The sequence below is a fragment of the Streptomyces sp. NBC_01264 genome (assembly GCF_026340675.1).
Classification (GTDB): Bacteria; Actinomycetota; Actinomycetes; order Streptomycetales; family Streptomycetaceae; genus Streptomyces.
Genome location: NZ_JAPEOX010000009.1, coordinates 15,208 through 37,048, shown reverse-complemented (window position 1 = coordinate 37,048; position 21,841 = coordinate 15,208). Strand labels below are relative to the sequence as shown.

Sequence of the window (21,841 nt, the reverse complement as noted above, 5' to 3'; positions counted from 1 at the left end):
TTGTTCAGTCCGGGATTGGGGCGCGGTGTCTGGTTCCGGTCTGGCGAATTAACGAGAAAGATGAGTTTTGCCTGTTATTCACAAGTTATGTGTGGGTTTGTGGGTATTCGGGGTGCTGTCTTGTGGTGTGTTCTGGGGTTGGCGCTGTCACGTTATCGAAATTGGCGTGACCACGTCAGGAAATCTGGGCACCTCCTCCGAGGTGTCCGACACGGAAAATCTCTCGCCTGACGATGCGATCCAGGGCGCCCACCGAAATATCCACTGACGCGTCCATGCCATACATCGATAACGTGACAGCGCCGCCACCGACCACATCACCGTCCTCGACCAAGCCCTCGCCCAGATCCCCGGATCTTCCAGTGCGAAGATCCTCATCCGCCTCGACGGGGCGGGAGCCACCCACGACCTGCACGAACACATGGAGAAGCTGACCACCACCCGACGGCGCGTCCGCTTCACCACCGGCTGGACCATCACCCCGACCGACGAGACCGCCATCGCCGAACTACCCGAACACGCCTGGGAATACAGCCTCAAACAAGACGGCGACCTCCACGACGACGACCACAGTGGCGTCGCGGAACTCACCGGCCTCAACCGGCGGGAGGGCTGGCTGAAGGGCATGCGGCTGATCGTCCGCCGCGTCCGGCCCTCGGGCCGGCACACCGAGAACCTCACCAGCCTCGAGAAGAAGACCGGCTGGAAATACTCGATCATCGCGACCAACATCACCAAGCTGTGGGGCGTCGCCGGCAGCCACCAGGTGCAGTGGATCGACGCTTTGCACCGGCACCACGCCGTCGTCGAGGACCGCGTCCGCACGAACAAGGCCATGGGCCTGCACAACCTGCCCGCCAAATCCTGGACGGCAAATCGTAGTTGGATGCTCGCCGCGAACGTCGCCGCCGACCTCGACGCCTGGCTCCGGCTCCTTGCCCTCCACGACCAGGACGACCTTGCCGACGCCGAGCCCCAGACCATGCGGATGCGGATCTACCACCAGGCCGGGCGCCTCGCCCGCCATGCCCGTGTCCGGCACCTCCGCCTCGACGCGTCATGGCCCTGGGCCACCACGTTCACCCTCGCCTGGAACCGGCTCACCTGCCAGCCGCAGACCACCTGACCAGCACAAAAGCGTCCCAACGAGGACCAGGAAGGAGAAGACTCGCAGTCTCCGGGCCGTGGAACCCGGCGCAGCCGCAGTGAGGTTCCCCCGGGATGCGGAGAGTGTTGACATCGGGTCAGATGGGACTCATGAGAGGACCAGTGGCCATGGCTGCACCCCGGAAATACTCGCTCGAGTTGCGTGAGCGTGCGGTACGGATGTATCGCACCGCGGAGCCGAAGCCCCAGATCAAGAAGCTGGCTGTCGACTTCGGCGTGCATCCCGAGGCCCTGCGCGGGTGGATCCGCCAGGCGGAGGCGGATGCCGGCGAACGCGATGACCGGCTCACCACCGACGAACGCGCCGAGCTCGCGGCCCTGCGCAAGGAGAATGTCCAGCTCAAGCGGGCCAACGACGTACTGCGGACGGCCTCGGCGTTTTTCGCGGCGCAACTCGACCCGACCCGGCCCAGGTGACGGCGCTCGTTGACGAGCACCCGTGCCTGGGAGTCGAGTGCGTACTTCGGGAACTGCACATCCCCTCCTCCACCTACTACCGCTGGCGCCGTGCAGAGGCCGAGCCGTGCGAGCGAAGGCGCCGTGACGTCGAGCTGACCGAGCGGATCAAAGAGATCCACGCGGATTCCGGCGGCAACTACGGCTCGCCGCGGGTACACGCCGTCCTCAAGCGTGAGGGTGTCCACGTGGGCCGCAAGCGGGTCGAGCGCCTGATGCGCGAGGCCGACATCGCGGGGGTCAGCCCACGGCGCAAGGGCTTCACGCGCCGGGACCCGAAGGCCACCCTGGCCCCGGACCTGGTCAACAGGGACTTCACCGCACCGGCTCCGAACCGGTTGTGGGTCACCGACCTCACCATGATCTCCACCGGTGAGGGGCCTCTGTGGCTCTCGGCGATCCGCGACGCCTTCTCCCGCCGGGTGGTCGCCTGGGAGACTTCCGCCCGCGCGGACGCCGACCTGGTGCTGACCACCCTGGAGTACGCCCTCGCGTCCCGCGAGGTCGAGCCCGGCCAGCTGATTCATCACGCGGACCACGGCTGTCAATACACGTCTATCAAGCTCACAACCCGGCTAATGAGAGCTGGAGTTGAAGCGTCCATGGGCTCGATCGGCGACTCATACGATAACGCTCTCGCGGAGAACCTCTGGATGCTCATCAAAACCGAGGGCCTCCGTGGCCGGACCTTCACCACCCGGGCTGAGGCGAACCTCGCGCTCTTCGAGTACATCGATGGCTTCTACAACTCCCGTCGCATCCAGGAACGGCTCGGCTTCCTCAGCCCGATCGAGTACGAAGAGAAGCACTACGCCAACCAGGCGACGGCCGAACCAGCGAACCTGAACACCCGTCAACCCCTCCTGACCAGCTAATCAGCAACTCCCGAACAACGGGGGAACCTCAGGTGGAGGCTGTACCTGTTGGCCCTCTTGCTACGTTCGCTCGGCGTGCGCAGAACGATGTTTAGCTCAAATAGGGGATCCAGCAGGTTGCTGATGGCCGAGGGGCTGACGTTGTACTCGATCGCCATCGTCTTTTGAGAGGGCAGCACGCCGCTTCCAGGCTCGCTCCTGAACACCAGGTAGGAGAGAAACTTCACCGCGGCGCCTCCGATGGGGAGGGCCCAGATGCGTTCGGTCACAAGTGGGGACATCACCGGCTTGGCCATCGGGTCTTCTCTCCTTGGTCGCCTCGTGGGTGGATTCGGTTTCTTATCACCCTGTCGCCTCCCGGGCGTGGGGCAGGTTTTCGAAGTCGAGCTCCTGCTGCCCGGGGATGTCACGGGGGCCGATCTTGTGGGGGAAGCCCTCAGGATCGTTGCCGTGGTCGGACGCGATCCCCTGCAGGACTTCCTTCTGCTCCCCGCTGTTCCCGTTGAACCACAGGGTGACGTTGAGCCGGATGCGACCATAGCCTGCGCTCTCCAGCCATCCCCAGTCGCAGAGCGCCTTGACCGCTTTGTTCACCGTCGGGCGCGTGATCTTCTTGCCGTCGGGAATCTTGACCGCTTCTTCGTTGAGCCCGTCGGTGATCTGCTGCTGGGTGTACGACGTGATTCCGGTGCCCTTCTTCTGGCCTCCGGCGACGTACATGAACACCGCGATCTGGGATGCAGAAACGCGTCGGGCCACGATCAACTGGCCCATTCGCTGGGCGAACCAGTTGCTGGTGAGGCTGTAGCCCGTGTTGCCGGCCATGGTGTGCGTCGTGGTCGGCTTGGGGTCGTCGTAGTCGATGCTGATGTTGACCTTGGGCCCGCGCCCACGCTTGGTTGCTTGAGGGGCAACCTCGGGACCTTGGCCCAAGTGGTCGGCAAGGAGGCTCAGGATTCCATCGAAGGGCACTGTCACGTTGTCGGGCAGGGTGAGATGATCTTCGGGTTGTCCGTCCGGAGAGGGGCCTGATTCGTGTCGTCGAGCATGCCGTCGTATGCGAATCACCGTTACCCGGTGGAGATCATTTCGCACTGTGTGTGGCTGTACTTCCGGTTCCCGCTCTCCTTCCGTGAGGTGGAGGAGATGATGCTCGAGCGGGGCGTGGTCGTCTCCTACGAGACAATCCGCCGGTGGTGTCTGAAGTTCGGCCAGGTCTACGCCAACGCGTTGCGCCGGCGGCGCCCGCAGCCCGGCGACAAGTGGCACTTGGACGAGGTCTTCGTCAAGATCGGCGGGGTGCGGAAGTACTTGTGGCGGGCTGTGGACGCCGACGGGAACGTCCTCGACATCCTGGTGCAGAATCGACGTGACAAGGCTGCGGCCAGGCGTTTCTTCCGTCGGCTCCTCACCTCCACCGGGCAGGTGCCCCGGGTGGTCGTCACCGACAAGCTGAAGTCGTACGGGGCAGCGCACCGCGAGGTGATGCCCTCGGTGGAGCACCGTTCCCACAAGGGTTTGAACAACCGGGCGGAGAACTCGCACCAGCCAACGAGGCAGCGGGAACGGGCTATGAAAGGGTTCCGCAGCCCGGGTGGGGCGCAACGGTTCCTGGCCGCGTTCACCGGGATCTCACCCCACTTCAGACCCGGACGGCACCTCATGACCGCCCGCCGCCACCGCCTCGAAATGACCGTCCGCTTCGCGATCTGGGACCAGATCACCGGCGTCGCCGGCATGCCCGCGACGGTCTGAGCAACCAGCCGCCGACGACCCCCGCACGGCCTGACGCGCAATCAAACGATCACACCACCGACAAGGTGACAGCACCCCACCGGCACCTCATGAGCGCCAGCCGCCACCGCTTCGAAATGAGGGTCCGCTTCACGATCTGGGATCAGATCACCGGCGTCGCCGGCATGCCCGCGACGGTCTGAACCACGGCCCCTCCAGGCCACGGCACACCCTGACACACCATCAAACGATCACACCCCCGACAACGTGACAGCACCACCAAGACACTCCACCAATTCACCCAACCGAACGGCCAAGCCTCCTCCAGCCCACCACCACACCCCACCCAAAATACAACAACCACACCCAACAGAAACGAGAGGAAACCAGATGCGCTACACACGCACCGCACTCGCCATCGCCACCACACTCCTCGCCCTTACCACACTCGGCGGCACCACCGCACACGCCGACGACACCACCAAAAGGAACAACTGCACCATCACCATCGGCACCATCGGAGACCACAGCAACATCGCCTGCGGCAACATCACCTTCGGCGACCACGCCACCACCGGACAAGGACACACCACCGGCGGACTCGGAGCCCTCCCGCCCACCACCGCCGTCTACACCATCACAAACCACTCAACGCAAGAACTAACGTGCACAGGAATCTGCAACGCGACCATCCCAGCCACCACCCCCACCACCCCCACCATCCCCGGCACCGCAACGGTCAGAATGCGGGGAAATGGCACGGGGACACTCGAGACTCCCGATCAAACAATCGCAACACTGTTTGGCACCACCATCACGGAGCCGAGCGGCGACCCCAACTTGCCCGACCTGACCATCATCGTGATCGGATGCCAACCGAAATCCGGATGGACCTGCACCGTCAACGGTGGCCCAAAAACAATTACCGTCACCCCCACCCCATAGCCCAGTGAGCGGCCCCGAAGAAAACGGACAGCGCTTGCGCGAGTTACTTACGCTGCGAGCTGCATCTTCTCGTATTCGAGATAGACTTCGTGCGGGGCTTTGTAACCAAGTCCCGAGTTCCTCGCGTTCGGCACTGGTCGGCACTGAGCCCTTTTCAACCTGCCGGTGGGGCTGTGGTGTTGGTCGGTGTGGGCTGTACGGAACGACGAAGCTCCTGGTAGACGGGTTCTCGACCAAGATCACCCGTGCCGCCAGGAGCTTCGCGTGCTCGTCTACCCGTCCTCGATCGATCTGTCCAGCAGAACCCTGCGGCACCTGACCGAGCAGCTCGCAGTTCGGCAACGGGAGATCGGTACGCGGTGGCGACGGCTGCCCGCCGGCCGTCAGGCCCTGCTCGCCCTGTCCCACTTGCGGTGCGGCGGCACCTACGCCCAGCTTGCCGCCGGGTTCGGAATCGGCATCGCGACCGTTTACCGGTACATACGCGAGGCCATCGAAGTCCTGGCCTCTCGCGCACCGACCCTGGCCGAGGTGATGGAGACGGCCCGGACGAAGGCGTTCGTGATCCTGGACGGCACGCTGTTGCCGATCGACCGGATCGCCGCCGGCACCCCCTGCTACTCGGGAAAACGCAAGCGGCACGGCATGAACGTCCAGGTCCTCACCGACCCGTTCGGCCGACTGCTCTGGGCATCCCCAGCCCTGCCCGGAGCCACTCACGACCTGACCGCGGCCCGAAGCCATGGCATCGTCGACGCGCTCGCCGCCCTGGGCCTGAAGTGCTGGGCGGACAAGGCCTGGCCTGCCAAGGCGCCGGCCGGCACATCCGAGTCCCCTTCCGGGGCCGCCGGCTCAAGCAGTGGAAGCGACAGCACAACAGCAATCACGCCAAGATTCGGTGCGTCGGCGAGCAGGCCATGGCCGTCTTGAAGGCCTGGCGTCTTCTACGGAAGCTCCGCTGCAGCACCAACCGGATCACCGACATCGTGAAGGCCGTCCTCGCCCTCCACCACGCCTCAACATGAGGTTGGAAAAGGCTCAGTGCCTGCACTGCGTTCCACCCCGGACCCGCACCAGCCGCCCCATAAAGTAACATTCTCGATCTACTTCCAGGACCGCATTACCCTCAAGTGAACCCCAAGGACTCACACGGAGTCGCCGACGCGGCCAGCCGATCACCCCACGAAGACGGCTGAAGGATCGAGGGTCAGACCCTACTCCCGCAGACCGGGCTACGGCAGAAAGTTGATGACGGATCCGACGGCGCTACATCCTGTAGTACAGGTGGCCACGGCCGTATTGTTGCTATAGGCGATATTCGCAGAGCCCAAAGTTGCTCCATTTACCTGGCCTTTGAGTGTCGTGCTCGCGAGGACATAAATGGTGGTTTGCTTCCCGTTGTCAATAACGCCAAGGTCGGGGTACAGGCATGCCGATTGAGGGGTACAGACAATGGCCATATGGTCGAAGCTGCTGTTATTCATGACAGTGAAGGTAGCGTGGGCAGGAAATTGCGTGGCTCCAATCGTGTGCCACTGTCCGGTGGTGGCGTTGTCGCCGTGGCTGATGTCGCCGCAGGCTCCGGTGTTGTGATTGCCGGTGTTATTGATGGTGCAGGTTTTGGTGTCGCCACCGTCACCGTGGTCGTTGTTGGCGTGTGCGGTGCCGTTGAGGGTGGTGAGGGCGAGAAGTACGGTGGCGGCGGCGAGTGAGGTGCGTGCATATCGCATGTGATGTCCCTTTCCGGTCGTTGTAGGTGACGTCTATTAAGTTTGGGCCTGTTGGGGACGTGGGGCGGGGAGGCGCGGCAATCGCGATGGCCCGGATGGGGCGTCAACTCCCGTGCGGAGCGCGGGAGCCCTGGGCTGGACGTCCTGCGCTTCGCTCCGGACTCGCACTGCTTCCGCTGCGCTCCACGTCGAACCAGCCCCGGAGAGGTGCTGTCACGTTATCGGGGACATGATCATCTGGGGGCGGGGAGAGGCGCCGGCGGTCTGTTGTTCAGGCCGTGGCGGGCAGGCCGTCGGCACCGGTGATGTGGTTCCAGGTGGTGAAGCGGAGGCTCACTTCGAAGCGGTGACGTCCGGCTGTCATGAGGTGGCGTCCGGGTCGGAAGTGGGGTGAGATTCCGATGAACGCGGACAGGACCGTTGCGCCCCGCCTGGACTGCGGAAGCCCTTCATCGCGCGTTCGCGCTGCCTGGTGGGCTGGTGTGAGTTCTCCGCCCGGTTGTTCAGTCCCCTGTGGATCCTGCTGGCCAAATGTCGTGTCCTGCGGTGAGGGCGGGCGGTTGGCATGGTGGTGGCCGGTTCTGTCGTTCCCGGCTGGTGGGGTGGGAGTCATGTCGTTGCTGCCGGAGCAGTGGCCCGAGGTCCCTGAGGTGACGGTGCGGGTCGCGCGGGCGGTGGCTGGTCGTGGGGCGCCGCCGTTGGCTATGCGGGTGCGGGATGAGCTGGGCGGGCTGTTCGCGGATGCCGAGTTCGCCGGGGCGTTCGGTCTGCGGGGCCGGCGGGGCTGGTCGCCGGGGCGGCTGGCGATGGTGACGGTGCTGCAGATGGCGGAGAACCTGACCGACCGCGCCGCCGCCCACCGGGTCCGGTTCGACCTGTCGTGGAAGTACTGCCTTGGCCTGGAGTTGGAGGACGTCGGCTTCGATGCCTCGGTGCTCTCGGAGTTCCGCACCCGGGTGGTCGAGCACGGCCTGGAGGAGCGGGTACTGGATCTGCTGCTGGCGGCATTGAAGGGCAAGGGCCTGGTCAAGGCTGGGGGTAAGCAGCGGACCGACTCCACCCACGTACTGGCGGCGGTGCGGGACCTGAACCGCCTCGAGCTGTGCGGGGAGTCGGTGCGGGCCGCGCTGGAGGCGCTGTCCGCCGCGGCCCCGCACTGGGTGGCGCAGGCCGTGGACGTCCGTGGGTGGAACCGCCGCTACGGGCGGCGCATCGACGAGAGCTGGCGTCCCGCCAGCTCCAAAGCCAAGCGGGACGAACTCGTACTGGACTACGGCCGTGACGCGGTGGCCCTGCTGCGGGCGGTCCACAACCCTCACTCGCCCCTGTGGCTGCGCGAGCTGCCCGCGGTCCAGGTCCTGCGCCGGATCACTGTGCAGAACTACCTGGTCACCACCGGCGGCGACGGGCGGGAGGTGGTCAAGCGGCGGGAGGCGGACAAGGAGGGTCTCCCGCCCGGCAGACTGCGCCTGGCCTCGCCCTACGACCTCGACGCCCGCAACGGCACCAAGAACGCCCTACACTGGACCGGGTACAAACTGCACATCAGCGAGGTCTGCCAGCGGCCCCGGCCCGGCGGAGGGACCCCGCGGCCGGGACGCCGGGCGCGTCCGGACATCCCGAACGTGATCACACATGTCGCGACCACGGACGCGACCGTGCCCGATGTGAAGCTGGTCGAGCCCGTCCACCGGGCCCTCGCCGACCGGGGCCTGCTGCCCGCCGAGCACTACCTCGACTCCGGCTACGCAAGCGCGGAACTCCTCGCCGGGGCCCGGGCCGCCTTCGGGATCACCCTGGTCGCACCGCTCCTGGCGGGCACCTCCCGCCAGGACCGGGAGAACGCCGGTTACCAGCGCGAAGCCTTCACCATCGACTGGGACGCCGAGCAAGCCACCTGCCCCCAGGGCGCCACCAGCAGGTTCTGGAGCCCGGCCCGGCAACACGGCCGCGAAGGGATCGCGGTCCGCTTCGACGAGGCCGACTGCGGCCCCTGCCCGGTCAGAGCGGCATGCACCGACGCCACACGCCAGGGCCGCCAGCTCACCCTGCGCCCACGGGACCTGCAGGAACTGATCAACACGAACCACGCCGCCCAGCAGGACGCCGACTGGCAGACCACATACGCCCTGCGCGCCGGCGTCGAGGGCACCATCCGCCAGGCCACAGCCGTCACCGGTAACCGCAGGGCCCGCTATCGCGGCCTCGCGAAGACCCACCTCGAACACGTCTACTCCGCCGTCGCCCTCAACCTCATCCGCCTCGACGCCTGGTGGAACAACCAACCCCTCGACCACACCCGCACCAGTCACCTCGCGAGACTTGACCTCACCCTCACGGCCTGACTGCCCCCCACATTTGGCCAGCAGGATCCATAAGGGTTTGAACAACCGGGCGGAGAACTCGCACCAGCCGACGAGGCAGCGGGAACGGGCGATGAAAGGCTTCCGCAGCGTCGGCGGAGCGCAGCGGTTCCTGGCCGCGTTCACCGGGATCTCACCCCACTTCCGAACCGGACGCCACCTGATGGCCGCCCGCCGCCACCGCCTTGAGATGACCGTCCGCTTCACGATCTGGGACCAGATCACCGGCGCCGCCGCCATGCCCTCCGCGGCCTGAGCAACCAGCCGCCGGCTACCCCCGCACGGCCTGACGCGCCATCAAACGATCACACCACCGACAACGTGACAGCACCTCTCGACGAGGTGTTCATCAAGATCGGCGGGAAGCAGAAGTACTTGTGGCGGGCCGTCGACGCCGACGGCAACGTGCTCGACATCCTGGTCCAGAGCCGGCGTGACAAGGCTGCTGCCAGGCGTTTCTTCCGCCGGCTCCTCACCACAACCGGGCAGGTGCCGAGGGTGATCATCACCGACAAGCTCGCCTCGTACGGGGCAGCGCACCGTGAGGTGATGCCCTCGGTCGAGCACCGTGCCCATAAGGGTTTGAACAACCGGGCGGAGAACTCGCACCAGCCGACGAGGCAGCGGGAACGGGCGATGAAAGGCTTCCGCAGCGTCGGCGGAGCGCAGCGGTTCCTGGCCGCGTTCACCGGGATCTCACCCCACTTCCGAACCGGACGCCACCTGATGGCCGCCCGCCGCCACCGCCTTGAGATGACCGTCCGCTTCACGATCTGGGACCAGATCACCGGCGCCGCCGCCATGCCCTCCGCGGCCTGAGCAACCAGCCGCCGGCTACCCCCGCACGGCCTGACGCGCCATCAAACGATCACACCACCGACAACGTGACAGCACCGGCGAGGGTGTTCCAGACCTCGGTGGCAGTTCTGCCGGTGCGCTCGGCGATCCGGACGACGGTCTCCCCGTTCGCGTAGGCGTCGAGGACGGCCGCGGCCAGGTTCCGGCGGGCCGCGTGCAGCGCTTCCTGCGCCTGGCGGAGGGTCTGGTCTGCTGCTTCCAGGGAATCGTCACTGCTCATACCGTCAATTGTGCCGGTCGCCGTGCACTCGCGGGACTCTGTCCCTGGTTGCCGGCCTGGTGAAGTGCAGGTGGCCGGGGTGACGGTCACGGGGTCGGCGGAGCTCGACCGCCGGCCACAACGACGCTCGTAGCGTTCATCGACGAGCACCGGGACCGCCTCGGCGGGGTCGAGTAGATCTGCAGAGCGCTCACCGGGCACGGCTGCGGCATCCACCCGTCCACCTACTACGCCCATCACAAGGCCGTACCGTCCGCGCGGGCGGTGCGCGACGCCGAGCTGATCGCGGTCATCAAGGAGATCCACGAGGAGAACTACAGCGTGTACGGGGTCCGCAAGATGTGGGCCGCACTCAAGCGAGCCGGTCACACCGGCGTGGCCCGCTGCACCGTCGCCCGGCTGATGAGGACGGCCGGCCTGGCCGGGGCCGTGCGCGGAAAGAAGGTCGTCACCACCGTGTCTGACAAGACCGCCGACCGGGCGCCGGACCTGCTGAACCGCGCCTTCGTCGCCACCGCGCCCAATCGCGTCTGGGTGGCGGACTTCACGTATGTGGGGGCCTGGTCGGGCACGGTATACGTCGCGTTCGTCGTGGACACATTCTCCCGCGCGATCGTCGGCTGGTCGGCCGCGACGAACAAGCAGACGCCTCTGATCCTGTCCGCCCTGGAGATGGGCTGTGGCGCCGCGAACGCGACGGACAGCCCGTCCTTCCAAGGGAGTTGATACATCACAGCGATGCCGGCTCCCAGTACACGAGTTTCCGTCTGGCTGCCCACCTGGCCCGGGAGGAGATCGCGGCGAGCATCGGCTCGGTCGGCGACGCCCTGGACAACGCCCTGATGGAATCGATCATCGGACTGTACAAGACCGAGGTCATCAAGCGACTCGGCCCCTGGAAGACCCCTACCGATGTCGAGATCGCCACCGCCGAGTGGGTCGACTGGTTCAACAACTGCCGCCTCTTCAGTGAGCTCGGCCACATCCCGCCCGCCGAGTACGAGGCCAACCACTACAAGCAACAACCAAACCAGCAGATCAAAGCCACAAGCTGAAGTCTCGAACCCGGAGCGGTTCACATCCCAGACCGCCCCCAACAACGTGACAGTGCCTGTGTGTGGGGTCTGGGGGTTGTGGCGGTGCCCCTTACAGGGTCGGGTATGAGCCAACCGCGACTGCTCGGAAGAGGGGTATATATAGGCTCAAACCAGCATCGGGCGGGCGCATGTCGGAGGTGGGCGGTGTACGTGTATGGGTGGTGGCGGGGAGCCTCATTTCGCCAGTGTGGGGCGGTCGGGGGGAGGGGTCGGGAGGGAGTGTCGTGGAGTCCTGTTCTCCGTCGTGTCGGCGCCGGCTGGTTCCCGAGGGTCGGGGTGGCGTCCACAACAGATCTACTGCACAGTAACTTAAGTGTGGAGATCACGGCGGAGAAACCCTCTGACCGTAAGACCTCCTCTCGATTGCATCCACCAGCGGAAGATCTCCGCCATTTACTGTTAGGTGTCCCATGCGTACCACCCGTAGGATCGCGGTCACCCTCGCGGCCGCCGCCATAAGCACCGGCATTTTCGGTCTGCAGGCCGCCCAGGCCGCCCCCGCCCCCGCGCAGACGTGTGCGGTGGAGACGAGGCAGAGCAGGACCACGGCCGACCACTACGCCCTGACCAACATCGACGCCTTTTACCGCACGGATGCCCCCCCGGTCAACGCCCGTGCCGTATACCGCCTTTCCGACGCGCCCCAGAACTGCGCCGACGGCGAGTTCTACCTCCTGGACGTCCTCACGAACCGCGTCATCCCCATGGCCGGCAAGACCTCCACCGGCGACTGGCGCGGCGTCTCCTTCACCCTGACCTCCCAGCAGCGCTTCGTGCAGGTCATGTACGGCAACCCCCACGACCCGTGGAGCGGCGACTTCATCGGCTCCGTCAGCAAGCTCATGTTCACGTCCTGACACGGCAGCTGTAGATAGCTGTATCTGGGCTCGTCGTGGCTGGTCAGCGTGTTGACGGGGGTGGGGGCGGGCATGAGGACGGCCGTCTCGATCATGACGTGGTGTGACTCAACATCAGAACGTGACGGCCGCTTCGGCCACGGTCGGCCATGAGGCTGGCTTCGGGTCTCTGTTGGCCTCGTTGGCCGGCTGCTTCGCCCGCTCGGAAACGCGGGAGACGTTCGCGCGGATGACGCGGGGCATGCTGATGGAGCTCGAGGACGTGAACTGCTGGAGCCTGGCGGAAGCGATCGGTGAGCAGGGCCCACACCGGCTGCACCATCTGCTCTCCCGTGCGGTGTGGGACCAGGAATCGGTGCTGGAGCGGATGGCGGCCTGGGCCGTGGACCTGCTCGATGACGGCGACGGGGGGCGTTGTCAGGTTGAGTGATTCTCGGGGGCATCTTCTGGGGGCCTTGACCCCGGATTTTGAACACGTCTATGCGGCTTGGGGTCAGGGTAGTTGCAGCTGGCTGGAGGTCGTTCTCGTAGGCGATCGGGGACCGGTGGCCGAGGCGGGAGTGTCGGCGGCGGGTGTTGTATCGGGTCAGCCAGCGGAACGCGTCCAGCCTGGCCTCGCGCTCGCTCGACCAGGCTTTGCGGCCTTTGAGTGTCTCCCTCTTGAAGGCGGCGTTGAAGCTTTCTGCGGCTGCGTTGTCGGCGCTGGATCCGATCGCGCCCATGCTCTGCCGGAGGTGCTGTCACGTTGTCGGTGGTGTGATCGTTTGATGGCGCGTCAGGCCGTGCGGGGGTAGCCGGCGGCTGGTTGCTCAGGCCGCGGAGGGCATGGCGGCGGCGCCGGTGATCTGGTCCCAGATCGTGAAGCGGACGGTCATCTCAAGGCGGTGGCGGCGGGCGGCCATCAGGTGGCGTCCGGTTCGGAAGTGGGGTGAGATCCCGGTGAACGCGGCCAGGAACCGCTGCGCTCCGCCGACGCTGCGGAAGCCTTTCATCGCCCGTTCCCGCTGCCTCGTCGGCTGGTGCGAGTTCTCCGCCCGGTTGTTCAAACCCTTATGGGCACGGTGCTCGACCGAGGGCATCACCTCACGGTGCGCTGCCCCGTACGAGGCGAGCTTGTCGGTGATGATCACCCTCGGCACCTGCCCGGTTGTGGTGAGGAGCCGGCGGAAGAAACGCCTGGCAGCAGCCTTGTCACGCCGGCTCTGGACCAGGATGTCGAGCACGTTGCCGTCGGCGTCGACGGCCCGCCACAAGTACTTCTGCTTCCCGCCGATCTTGATGAACACCTCGTCGAGATGCCACTTGTCACCGGGCTGCGGGCGCCTGCGGCGCAGCGCGTTCGCGTAGGCCTGGCCGAACTTCAGACACCACCGGCGGATGCTCTCGTACGAGACGATCACACCCCGCTCGAGCATCATCTCCTCCACCTCACGGAAGCTGAGGGGGAAGCGGAAGTACAGCCACACACAGTGCGAAATGATCTCCACCGGGTAACGGTGATTCGCATACGACAGCGTGCTCGACGACACGAATCAGACCCTTCGCCGGACGGACAACCCGAAGATCATCCCACCCCGCCCCGACAACGTGACAAGGCCCTGGGTTTGGCCTGACCCCGCCGTCTGGCCCCTCTCGGTGCCCCGGCCCTGGACCCGGTCTGCTACGCACTTCAGCGCGCCGCATGCCGGCCCTGCGCCGACCGGGCAAGGATGGGGGGCCGTGGGTACGGAGCCTTTCGGGTGACGGGAGCAGCATCTTGATTAACGTGGACGTCCAGCACTGCCGCAGCGCGGTGGTGATCAGCGCCACCGGGGAACTCGACGAGGGCGCGGGAGAAGTCTTCCAGCGCGCTCTGGACTACGTGACCATGGACGAACGCGATCTCCTGGTGGACCTGCACGCCATCACGGCCATGAACGTCGACGGCCTGCTCCACCTCCTGGACCTGCACCGGCGCGCGGAGCGCATGCAGCTACGGGTTATGGTCACCGGCTGGCAGACCCAGCCCCAGCAGTGCATGGCCACCGTGGCCGGCATCCCCGGACCCAGAACAAGCACCGGCGAACGCTACGCCATCGCAGGCTTCCGCCGACTCCTCGAAGAAAAAGCACAGCGCACACGGGAACGCTCCGACTTCACCAAGGGCTGGCTCCCCCACGTCTACTGACTTCAGCTCTTTGGGGTGAATGTTTGCGAAGTCCCTGATGGGTCTGGGTGGGTGGCTGTATCCGTGGTGTGTGAAATATGCGGATGGGGGCGGGCTGACTCCTGCGGGACGTCGGCGCCGGGAGACGGTTCGTATGCAGGCGGCTGAGCTGTTCGAGCAGAAGATCAATCCGTCGGAGGTCGCACGGCGGCTTCGGGTGAGCGTGAAGTCGGCTTATCAATGGCATCAGTTGTGGCGGGATGGTGGTGTTCAGGCTCTGGCCTCCCGCGGTCCGAGCGGTCCACGGTGCCGTCTGTCCCCGCGGTGTCTGGAGAAGCTGGCCGCGTATCTGGAGCAGGGCCCGGCCGCTCATGGCTGGGTGGAGGACCAGGTGTGGACCGCGTCGAGGGTGGCCACGCTGATCGGCCGGAAGTTCCACGTCACCTACAGCGTCTCGGGCGCTACCCGGTTGATGCACCGGCTCGGCTTCAGCCCGCAGGTCCCCGCCCGGCGGGTCGCCGAACGCGATGAGCAGGCCGTGAGTATGTGGCGGGAGGCGACCTGGCCGGAGGTAAAAGGGCGAGGGCGGCCTGCGGGGGCTACGTCTGCTTCGAAGACGAAGCCGGGTTCACCCGCAGGCCGCCCCGGGGGCGTACCTGGGGCCGGCGAGGAGTGACTCCGGTCGTCACCATCAGCGGCCGGCGGTCGGGACGGCTGTCGGTGGCCGGGCTGATCGCGATGCGGCCAGGCTCGAGGACCCGGCTGTGTCACCGCCTACGGACCCATCCCGCGGGTGAGGCCAGTCTGCCACCGTCTGTCTGATCAAGCCGCCCTCGCGTGAACACCGTGAACTTGCCGGCACGGCGGCCCGGCTGGCAGTCCTGCCCGATCCCCGTGACCGGCGCGGACGCCGTTATACCCTCGCCTCGGTGTTACTGACCGCCGCGTGCGCGGTCCTGGCCGGGGCCCGCTCGTATCTTGCTATCGGGCAGTGGGCCAGCCACGCACCCCAGGACACCCTCTCCCGCCTGGGGTTTCACGCGCGCGGACCCCTCGGCGTGCGCCGTCCGGCCTCGCCCTCGACCGTGCGCCGGGTGCTGGTTCTGGTGTGTCCCGGCGGGCTCGCCGACCTCCTCGGCCACGGCCCGGCCGGCACGGAGTCCGTCTCGGTCGACGGCAAGACCGCCCGCGGTTCACGCACCGAAACCGCTCCGGCCGCCCACCTCCTGTCCGCCGTCACGGCCGCAGGCCGGACCGTCAGCCAGCTCCGGGTACCGGACAAAACCAACGAAATCACAGGCTTCACCGCGCTGCTCGCACCGTTCGACCTGACCGGCACCGTGGTCACCGCCGACGCCCTCCACACCCAGCGCGAACACGCGAAATGGCTGGTGGAGGAGAAGAACGCCCACTACCTGATGGTCGTCAAGGGCAACCAGCCGAAACTCCACGCAGCCGTCAGAGCCCTGCCGTGGAAGGAGGTGACCGCCCGCCGATACGACCGCGAGCGCGGACACGGGCGTCGCGAGACCCGCTCGGTACGCACACTCACCGTCACCGGCCTCGGCCTGGACTTCCCGTACCTGGTCCAAGCCGTGAAGATCCACCGGCACCGCACCGATCTGAAGACCGGCAAGGTCACCCGGCAGACCGTCCACGCCATCACCGACATGACGTCGGCTGAGGCATCGCCGCAGCTCATCAGCCGTATCGCCAGAGCGCAATGGGGCATCGAGGCCGTCCACCACGTCCGGGACACAACGTTCGCCGAGGACGCCTCCAAGATCCGGACCGGACACGGACCGGAGAACATGGCCACGCTACGGAACCTTGCGATCAACACTCTCCGGGACGCCGGCCACCACAGCATCGCAGCGGGACTCCGAGAGGTCTCCTATACGCCGTTCACCCGGCCACTCGACCTGCTCGGACTGCCCCTGACCTGCAACGGGACATGATCAACCAGACTATGAATTAGCCCTGCCGGGGCCCTGCGTCTCAGAGGGTGAAGCTGAATACGGCGGAGTGGTCGTAATATCCCTGGCTCATGCTTCCACAAACCGGAGTGGAGGTTTGGACGCCAAGGAGGAGAGGGCCAGTGTGCAGGGCCGTAGGGCAGTTGACCGCGTAGCCTGATGCGGTATAGGAACTCGCACCCCCAGCAGCGGGAAGTGACCATTGAAGCCCCGAATATGAAATAGTAACTGTTGGGATCAGATTCAGGTTCGTTTCGATTGCGCATACTGTTGTCCGCTCTCCAGGGCTGAGGGTGGGATCGACCTGGCCGGTCTGTGTCCCTTGTGCGGAGCTCGATCCGCCGGTCAATGTAATTGGGCTTGAGCTCGTCGAGTTGTTTACGACTGTCGCACACACGCGGTTGCCCGCCGGGGCCTTGTCACGTTGTCGGGGCGGGGTGGGATGATCTTCGGGTTGTCCGTCCGGCGAAGGGTCTGATTCGTGTCGTCGAGCACGCTGTCGTATGCGAATCACCGTTACCCGGTGGAGATCATTTCGCACTGTGTGTGGCTGTACTTCCGCTTCCCCCTCAGCTTCCGTGAGGTGGAGGAGATGATGCTCGAGCGGGGTGTGATCGTCTCGTACGAGAGCATCCGCCGGTGGTGTCTGAAGTTCGGCCAGGCCTACGCGAACGCGCTGCGCCGCAGGCGCCCGCAGCCCGGTGACAAGTGGCATCTCGACGAGGTGTTCATCAAGATCGGCGGGAAGCAGAAGTACTTGTGGCGGGCCGTCGACGCCGACGGCAACGTGCTCGACATCCTGGTCCAGAGCCGGCGTGACAAGGCTGCTGCCAGGCGTTTCTTCCGCCGGCTCCTCACCACAACCGGGCAGGTGCCGAGGGTGATCATCACCGACAAGCTCGCCTCGTACGGGGCAGCGCACCGTGAGGTGATGCCCTCGGTCGAGCACCGTGCCCATAAGGGTTTGAACAACCGGGCGGAGAACTCGCACCAGCCGACGAGGCAGCGGGAACGGGCGATGAAAGGCTTCCGCAGCGTCGGCGGAGCGCAGCGGTTCCTGGCCGCGTTCACCGGGATCTCACCCCACTTCCGAACCGGACGCCACCTGATGGCCGCCCGCCGCCACCGCCTTGAGATGACCGTCCGCTTCACGATCTGGGACCAGATCACCGGCGCCGCCGCCATGCCCTCCGCGGCCTGAGCAACCAGCCGCCGGCTACCCCCGCACGGCCTGACGCGCCATCAAACGATCACGCCACCGACAACGTGACAGCACCCAAATGAGTCCTTAGACAGCAACTCCTCCGCATCACCTCGGGACAGGCCTTTAAGGCCTTCCGTAAAGAAAAATATCGCCGAATTTTCAGGCACGGTACAAATCGGAGGAGAGACGGAAGGGTAGAACTGTCCGTGACCCTCAAAAACGATGGATGCCATAAAATCTTCTCCCGAATTTAGGGCAGTCGAACTTACCACTACAGTTCACACCACCTCGAACGAATTACATGGCTCGAAGGGGAATCCTTCCGGCCTGAATCTCAGTGAACCCCCGGAGCCGGCCCAGGCCTCGCTCCTGGTCGTCCTGGGCCAGCCTCGCTGGTCTTGTATCCCATGGATTCCTCAGTCCATGTGTGGTCGATGTGCGTTTCAGGTGCGCGACCGCCGGGACCGGTCACCCGGGGCTGTAGCTGCGGATGGCCGCCTGCACGCCGGGGCGGGCGGTGGCCAGGTAGCGCAAGGGCTCGGCGTGGGTGGCGCAGGCGTACACGAAGGTGCGGCGCTTGCGCTGGTCGGTGTAGTGGACGGTCAGGGCCGCCTGTTGGCCGCAGGCGCGGCGCCCGGGTGCCTGCGCGGGGTCGGTCACCTCGCAGCCGCCGTGCGGGGCGTCCGTACGGATTTGCAGGGCGCCGCCGAGGGCGTCCAGGAACGCGGCTGCTGCGGTCCGGCGCCGAGCGGTGGCCGGGGCCGTCACGGAGACCGGTGCGGACACCGGGCGCGGGGTGAAGCGGCGCCCGGACATCGGGGCCGGCTGCGGCGCAGAACGGACGAGCCGCGGGGCCGGAGCCAGGACCGGAGCGGGCACGGGATCCCGGGCAGGGCCTGGAGCGGGGCGCCGGAGCGCCTTCAACTCCTCCAGGACGCGGCGGGTAGCCGCACGACGCTCCACGCGCACCTGGCCCGACTCGAGGCCGTCCTCGCCCCATTCGTCGAGAGCGGCGGCACGAGGGGCGGGCCGGGGCGCGGGGGCCCGCCGGGGAGTTGGCCGGTACGGCGGCGGTGCGGGCGGCGGCGGGGACCCGGCGGGGGTGGGCGCACTCGGGACACCGAATGGTGGCACCACCCTTGGCGCGAGTGGCCCAGGTGTAGCCGCATTCGCGGCAGTCAACACCTACCGGCGGGCGGGTGACCCCGGCCGGGACCGGAATGGCCGCTCCCCAGCCGCCGCGCGTCTTGGGACAGCGTGTGGTGTTACCGCTCTGACCGCTCGTCACAGTGCGCCCGCACATGGGGCAGGTGACCGTGTGGGCCCTCGGCCAGGAGGCGGAGGGCTGTGAGGGCGGCTGGGCGGCCAGTGGCGGTCAGGGAGATCGGGGCGTCGGGGGACCGTTCCTGTTCGAGGTATCCAAGCTCGCGGCCCGTGTGCCAGAACCTCCACAGCAGCCGCTCGGTTTCCGTCACTTCCACCGGGCCGTCGCTACGGGCGAAGCTCGCGGAAAGCACCGGATGCACAACGTCGCACAGGTCTTCGCGGAGGCGGGGCTCCGCCCATAGGGCGCACAGGGCAGACTCTGCCACCTGCCGCTCGGCAGCGGTACTGCCGAGCCACGCCAGCGCGGCCGTGCGCTCACGCAGACGGGGATCCGCCAGCTGGGCGCGGCCAGCAGCTGAGAGCTTGAGCACGCGATGGCGCTTGGCCACCAGCCTGTGTGCGCGGGCGAGTTCGCGCAGGTGGGCCAGCTGGAACAGGTCCGCCTCTGAACGCGGGCCCTTACCGATCGGGTACCAGTGCGGGTAACGGGCGAACGCAGCGGCCACCAGTTCCCGCGGCAGGTAGCCGGCCTGCGTCAGGGTGACGCCGTCACCGATCTGCTCCAGCAGCCACTTCAGCGGCTCAGCCGTGTCCGCAGGTGCCGCAGAAGCCTCCTCCAGGGCAGGCAGGACGGCAGCCAGCAGAACACGGCGTTCCATGGGAGGCGCAGCAGCCCACCATGCTCTCCGTTCGCAGCGGATTTCCTCCAGTGGGGTACGGCCCCCGAACACGGGCTGCGCAGTGGTGAGCCAGTGTTGGACGAGCCGTCGGCGCACGTCCGGGAAGGTACGCCCATCCGGGTCGAGCTCGCCCTCGTCCAGGGCCTGCTCGAGCCGACGTTCGAGGCTGGCGTAGGCCAGCGTCTCCTGGACTCCCATGACCTGGCCCCAGCTCAGCTCGGGTACATCCTGCGGGGTCGTAGGAGAGGCCGCCGCAGCCCTGCGGTAGGCCGCGAAGCCCGCCTCCTCGGAACGCTCCCAGGCCGCCAGCACCTCGGCGGTGACCTCGCTCGTGCACACCGCGGCAGCCCGCACGCGGCCGGCACCGGCCAGCAGGACCGCCAAGACCACGACGGCCCGGTGCTGCTCAGCTGCGGCCGCGTCCCACTTGCAGGGCAGCTCATACCAGCAGAAACGTTCGACCCCAGCTGCGGAAAGCACAGCGAGTGGGTCCCCGTCGGGCACCAGCCAGCCCAACAACCGCTGCACCATCGCCGTGTCTTCCGCCAACACCGCCACACTCCGCTCTCGCCGTTCCCCCCACGCACGGGCAGGATTCCCGCCCGTGCGTGGGGGGAACGGCCGTTTCACAGCCCTCGGTCCGTTTCGCTACCCGTCTCTACTCGTGTACCGGCGTTAGGGCGCTGTGAGCGCGGTAGCCCAAATCCGCATCTGGAATAGCCGTGCTCTCGGCGTAGGCCAGAGTGCGTCCGCTTGCCTCGGCCGGTAGCTCGGACCGTTCGGTGAGCCAGGCTGCCAAATCCGGGACGAGACGCAGCACTAGCAGTGCGAAGTCGCTGGTGTAGAAATCGCGGACGTTCGCGGCCAGGAGGGCGATCCGGTGCGGGGAGCAGGCATGGGCGAATTCAGGGAACTCGGTGCTGAGCCAGCTGCCGGCCAGCTCCTGGTAGACGTCATCCTCGGTGGGAGGCGCCTCGTCCTCCTCCTCGACCGGGAAGTCATCAGGGACCACGTTGTGGCCGGGGCGGAACTTGGCGCGCCAGGCCGCGAACTCGGAGATCCACGCGTCCTTGTCGACCGGCTGAGCCAGTACAGCGGCGCCGGTGGTGGCCGCTGTACTCCCGTCCAGAAAGTCCGAGCGGCGCAGCTCTTGGGCCAGCCGTCGGCAACGGTGGAATTCCGCGTACTGCGGTTCCGACTCTCCCCCGGGATGGAAGAAATCTGCCGGGCCCGGGAGCAGCCGTGCGGCCAGGTAAGGGTCGGAGACCGGTTCGAGACGACACCCGGACGTGGCGACGGGTCCGGCCGCGGCCCGCCAAGCGGCCAAGGCCTGCTCAGCATCGGGGAAGTAGCCGGCACCGACGGTCAGCGCGTCATTGCCGCAAGCGTCGATGTCCCACAGATACCACCGGTCCGGGCCGCCCACGGCGGCGAACGGCGCGATGACGGCAAACCGGGTGCCGTAGACGTCCCGGCACCACAGGGCTGTACCAGTCGGCGCGCTGTCGATGGACCCGTTCGCAACCGAGGCGACACGCCCCCGCAGATCCGCGACGGCCTTGATGGCAACCTGGGCCGCAGGGTGCGGGGTGATCCTGGCCAGGGCCAAGAGCACCCGCCACGTGCCGTCCGAGGACTCCGGCTCGGCGGCCGTGACCGTCTGGAAGGCCGCTTGCACGGCGGCATCGGTCACAGCATCGAGCAGCTGGTCCGGGCTGTAATCGTCAAGGATCCCGGAGACCCCTGATTCCCGCCGTGCGTCTCTTGACGCGTCCTGCGCGGAAAGCACCCGACCCAAACCGCGGCACAACTCCTCCTCGGTCCAGGACGCGGACGCCGAGTCGTCCGCAGCTACCAGGCTCGCGACGAGGGGGTCGGCGTCGCGAGCCGCGAAATCCATCCGCCGCCGATCGAGCGAGCGACGATGCTCCCCCAAATCGCGAAAATCGCCCCATGTGCCCCGCGTCGACTGTCCCGATGAAGGTGCCCTCCTGTCGGCCTCCCGAGCAGCGGGACTCCCCGACCGCCTCGCCTTGGCGACAGACCGTGACGGCTTCTTCTTACGCGGCTTAGAGACTGGCATCCGACCATTCTACGAACACACCGCAAAGCACCCACGCCCAGAAGCCGCGCTTCCACCTCCACTGGCGGTTGGGGCCGAAAGACCGTTTGAGCGCCAGCAACCGCCGGCGGTCATCAACCGGTCC

General features: G+C 66.7%; 22 protein-coding genes and 6 pseudogenes. 17 read left to right on the top strand and 11 right to left on the bottom strand.

What is annotated here, in order from left to right; translation table 11 throughout:
* Positions 1-175: 175 nt before the first annotated feature.
* Positions 176-421 carry a hypothetical protein gene (locus OG435_RS49750; RefSeq protein ID WP_266888511.1) on the bottom strand — a complete coding sequence of 82 codons (246 nt, stop codon included), beginning with the start codon at positions 419-421 and terminating at the stop codon, positions 176-178.
* Here OG435_RS49750 and OG435_RS49745 point away from each other — a divergent pair.
* The 3 genes from OG435_RS49745 to OG435_RS49735 all read left to right on the top strand — a co-directional run bounded on the left by OG435_RS49745 (position 317) and on the right by OG435_RS49735 (position 2,498).
* Positions 317-1,126 (top strand): transposase, encoded by an 810-nt coding sequence (locus tag OG435_RS49745; RefSeq protein ID WP_323188075.1) that lies wholly within the window; start codon positions 317-319, stop codon positions 1,124-1,126. The two genes, OG435_RS49750 and OG435_RS49745, sit on opposite strands and share 105 nt — an antisense overlap.
* A 149-nt stretch (positions 1,127-1,275) precedes the next feature.
* Positions 1,276-1,584, top strand: coding sequence for a transposase (locus OG435_RS49740; RefSeq protein WP_266874686.1), 309 nt, complete (start codon positions 1,276-1,278; stop codon positions 1,582-1,584).
* Positions 1,581-2,498, top strand: coding sequence for an IS3 family transposase (locus OG435_RS49735; RefSeq protein WP_266874687.1), 918 nt, complete (start codon positions 1,581-1,583; stop codon positions 2,496-2,498). The genes OG435_RS49740 and OG435_RS49735 overlap by 4 nt, the downstream gene beginning before the upstream one ends.
* On the opposite strand, the gene OG435_RS49730 is transcribed toward OG435_RS49735, so the two are convergent.
* Positions 2,495-2,794, bottom strand: a complete 300-nt coding sequence (locus tag OG435_RS49730) for a hypothetical protein (protein ID WP_266888509.1) — start codon at positions 2,792-2,794, stop codon at positions 2,495-2,497. The two genes, OG435_RS49735 and OG435_RS49730, sit on opposite strands and share 4 nt — an antisense overlap.
* Positions 2,795-2,840: 46 nt before the next feature.
* Positions 2,841-3,476, bottom strand: coding sequence for a hypothetical protein (locus OG435_RS49725; protein ID WP_266888506.1), 636 nt, complete (start codon positions 3,474-3,476; stop codon positions 2,841-2,843).
* Between the two features lie 69 nt (positions 3,477-3,545).
* Here OG435_RS49725 and OG435_RS49720 point away from each other — a divergent pair, with 69 nt between their 5' ends.
* From OG435_RS49720 to OG435_RS49705, 3 genes and pseudogenes are all read left to right on the top strand, one after another.
* Positions 3,546-4,253 carry an IS6 family transposase gene (locus OG435_RS49720; protein ID WP_266888379.1) on the top strand — a complete coding sequence of 236 codons (708 nt, stop codon included), beginning with the start codon at positions 3,546-3,548 and terminating at the stop codon, positions 4,251-4,253.
* Between the two features lie 369 nt (positions 4,254-4,622).
* Positions 4,623-5,177 carry a hypothetical protein gene (locus OG435_RS49710; protein WP_266888504.1) on the top strand — a complete coding sequence of 185 codons (555 nt, stop codon included), beginning with the start codon at positions 4,623-4,625 and terminating at the stop codon, positions 5,175-5,177.
* Positions 5,178-5,441: 264 nt separating this feature from the next.
* Positions 5,442-6,202 (top strand): annotated as a pseudogene (locus OG435_RS49705) (transposase family protein).
* A 207-nt stretch (positions 6,203-6,409) separates the two neighbouring features.
* Here OG435_RS49705 and OG435_RS49700 read toward each other — a convergent pair.
* Together OG435_RS49700 and OG435_RS49695 are read right to left on the bottom strand one after the other, a co-directional pair.
* Positions 6,410-6,907 (bottom strand): hypothetical protein, encoded by a 498-nt coding sequence (locus OG435_RS49700; RefSeq protein WP_266888502.1) that lies wholly within the window; start codon positions 6,905-6,907, stop codon positions 6,410-6,412.
* A 408-nt stretch (positions 6,908-7,315) separates the two neighbouring features.
* A pseudogene (locus OG435_RS49695) lies at positions 7,316-7,429 on the bottom strand (IS6 family transposase); the annotation flags it as partial.
* An 89-nt stretch (positions 7,430-7,518) separates the two neighbouring features.
* Between OG435_RS49695 and OG435_RS49690 the strand changes: the two are divergent.
* From OG435_RS49690 to OG435_RS49680, 3 genes and pseudogenes are all read left to right on the top strand, one after another.
* Complete coding sequence (locus tag OG435_RS49690; RefSeq protein WP_266875295.1) at positions 7,519-9,252, top strand: IS1182 family transposase; 1,734 nt, start codon at positions 7,519-7,521, stop codon at positions 9,250-9,252.
* A gap of 22 nt (positions 9,253-9,274) precedes the next feature.
* Positions 9,275-9,526 (top strand): annotated as a pseudogene (locus OG435_RS49685) (DDE-type integrase/transposase/recombinase); the annotation flags it as partial.
* Between the two features lie 77 nt (positions 9,527-9,603).
* A pseudogene (locus tag OG435_RS49680) lies at positions 9,604-10,089 on the top strand (IS6 family transposase); the annotation flags it as partial.
* A 49-nt stretch (positions 10,090-10,138) separates the two neighbouring features.
* On the opposite strand, the gene OG435_RS49675 reads toward OG435_RS49680, so the two are convergent.
* The gene (locus OG435_RS49675; RefSeq protein ID WP_266888497.1) at positions 10,139-10,348 is read right to left on the bottom strand and encodes a hypothetical protein; all 210 of its coding nucleotides are present in this window, start codon (positions 10,346-10,348) and stop codon (positions 10,139-10,141) included.
* 177 nt (positions 10,349-10,525) lie between these two features.
* Between OG435_RS49675 and OG435_RS49670 the strand changes: the two genes are divergently transcribed.
* The 4 genes from OG435_RS49670 to OG435_RS49655 all read left to right on the top strand — a co-directional run bounded on the left by OG435_RS49670 (position 10,526) and on the right by OG435_RS49655 (position 12,732).
* Positions 10,526-11,074 carry an IS3 family transposase gene (locus OG435_RS49670; RefSeq protein WP_323188074.1) on the top strand — a complete coding sequence of 183 codons (549 nt, stop codon included), beginning with the start codon at positions 10,526-10,528 and terminating at the stop codon, positions 11,072-11,074.
* Positions 11,071-11,403, top strand: coding sequence for an integrase core domain-containing protein (locus OG435_RS49665; protein WP_266888495.1), 333 nt, complete (start codon positions 11,071-11,073; stop codon positions 11,401-11,403). Before OG435_RS49670 ends, OG435_RS49665 begins: the two co-directional genes overlap by 4 nt.
* Before the next feature lie 452 nt (positions 11,404-11,855).
* The gene (locus tag OG435_RS49660) at positions 11,856-12,302 is read left to right on the top strand and encodes a hypothetical protein (protein WP_266888493.1); all 447 of its coding nucleotides are present in this window, start codon (positions 11,856-11,858) and stop codon (positions 12,300-12,302) included.
* Positions 12,303-12,423: 121 nt separating this feature from the next.
* On the top strand, positions 12,424-12,732 hold the full coding sequence (locus OG435_RS49655; RefSeq protein ID WP_266888491.1) for a transposase: 309 nt from the start codon (positions 12,424-12,426) through the stop codon (positions 12,730-12,732).
* A 94-nt stretch (positions 12,733-12,826) separates the two neighbouring features.
* On the opposite strand, the pseudogene OG435_RS49650 reads toward OG435_RS49655, so the two are convergent.
* Together OG435_RS49650 and OG435_RS49645 are read right to left on the bottom strand one after the other, a co-directional pair.
* Positions 12,827-13,030: pseudogene (locus tag OG435_RS49650) on the bottom strand (integrase core domain-containing protein); the annotation flags it as partial.
* 81 nt (positions 13,031-13,111) lie between these two features.
* Positions 13,112-13,831 carry an IS6 family transposase gene (locus OG435_RS49645; protein ID WP_266888479.1) on the bottom strand — a complete coding sequence of 240 codons (720 nt, stop codon included), beginning with the start codon at positions 13,829-13,831 and terminating at the stop codon, positions 13,112-13,114.
* A 236-nt stretch (positions 13,832-14,067) separates the two neighbouring features.
* Between OG435_RS49645 and OG435_RS49640 the strand changes: the two genes are divergently transcribed.
* From OG435_RS49640 to OG435_RS49625, 4 genes and pseudogenes are all read left to right on the top strand, one after another.
* Positions 14,068-14,469, top strand: coding sequence for an STAS domain-containing protein (locus tag OG435_RS49640; RefSeq protein WP_266888489.1), 402 nt, complete (start codon positions 14,068-14,070; stop codon positions 14,467-14,469).
* A 70-nt stretch (positions 14,470-14,539) separates the two neighbouring features.
* Positions 14,540-15,252: pseudogene (locus OG435_RS49635) on the top strand (helix-turn-helix domain-containing protein); the annotation flags it as partial.
* A 14-nt stretch (positions 15,253-15,266) separates the two neighbouring features.
* A complete protein-coding gene (locus OG435_RS49630) occupies positions 15,267-16,406 on the top strand; it encodes an ISAs1 family transposase (RefSeq protein ID WP_323188073.1) in 1,140 nt (379 codons plus the stop codon).
* A gap of 499 nt (positions 16,407-16,905) precedes the next feature.
* Positions 16,906-17,625 carry an IS6 family transposase gene (locus tag OG435_RS49625; RefSeq protein ID WP_266888479.1) on the top strand — a complete coding sequence of 240 codons (720 nt, stop codon included), beginning with the start codon at positions 16,906-16,908 and terminating at the stop codon, positions 17,623-17,625.
* Between the two features lie 471 nt (positions 17,626-18,096).
* Here OG435_RS49625 and OG435_RS49620 read toward each other — a convergent pair whose 3' ends face one another.
* The 3 genes from OG435_RS49620 to OG435_RS49610 form a co-directional block, all read right to left on the bottom strand.
* The gene (locus tag OG435_RS49620) at positions 18,097-18,444 is read right to left on the bottom strand and encodes a hypothetical protein (protein WP_266888487.1); all 348 of its coding nucleotides are present in this window, start codon (positions 18,442-18,444) and stop codon (positions 18,097-18,099) included.
* A 449-nt stretch (positions 18,445-18,893) separates the two neighbouring features.
* Entirely contained in the window at positions 18,894-20,186 is a 1,293-nt protein-coding gene (locus OG435_RS49615; RefSeq protein WP_266888485.1) for a hypothetical protein, read from the bottom strand.
* A 106-nt stretch (positions 20,187-20,292) separates the two neighbouring features.
* Positions 20,293-21,534, bottom strand: coding sequence for a hypothetical protein (locus OG435_RS49610; protein ID WP_266888483.1), 1,242 nt, complete (start codon positions 21,532-21,534; stop codon positions 20,293-20,295).
* Between the last annotated feature and the right edge of the window lie 307 nt (positions 21,535-21,841).

What these genes read in the sequence shown, in the direction of transcription:
- OG435_RS49720 (WP_266888379.1), top strand. Translation starts at nt 3,546, where the DNA reads ATGCCGTCGTATGCGAATCACCGTTACCCGGTGGAGATCATTTCGCAC.
- OG435_RS49675 (WP_266888497.1), bottom strand. Translation starts at nt 10,348, where the DNA reads ATGAGCAGTGACGATTCCCTGGAAGCAGCAGACCAGACCCTCCGCCAG.
- OG435_RS49710 (WP_266888504.1), top strand. Translation starts at nt 4,623, where the DNA reads ATGCGCTACACACGCACCGCACTCGCCATCGCCACCACACTCCTCGCC.
- OG435_RS49660 (WP_266888493.1), top strand. Translation starts at nt 11,856, where the DNA reads ATGCGTACCACCCGTAGGATCGCGGTCACCCTCGCGGCCGCCGCCATA.
- OG435_RS49620 (WP_266888487.1), bottom strand. Translation starts at nt 18,444, where the DNA reads ATGTCCGGGCGCCGCTTCACCCCGCGCCCGGTGTCCGCACCGGTCTCC.
- OG435_RS49610 (WP_266888483.1), bottom strand. Translation starts at nt 21,534, where the DNA reads ATGGATTTCGCGGCTCGCGACGCCGACCCCCTCGTCGCGAGCCTGGTA.
- OG435_RS49740 (WP_266874686.1), top strand. Translation starts at nt 1,276, where the DNA reads ATGGCTGCACCCCGGAAATACTCGCTCGAGTTGCGTGAGCGTGCGGTA.
- OG435_RS49690 (WP_266875295.1), top strand. Translation starts at nt 7,519, where the DNA reads ATGTCGTTGCTGCCGGAGCAGTGGCCCGAGGTCCCTGAGGTGACGGTG.
- OG435_RS49700 (WP_266888502.1), bottom strand. Translation starts at nt 6,907, where the DNA reads ATGCGATATGCACGCACCTCACTCGCCGCCGCCACCGTACTTCTCGCC.
- OG435_RS49730 (WP_266888509.1), bottom strand. Translation starts at nt 2,794, where the DNA reads ATGGCCAAGCCGGTGATGTCCCCACTTGTGACCGAACGCATCTGGGCC.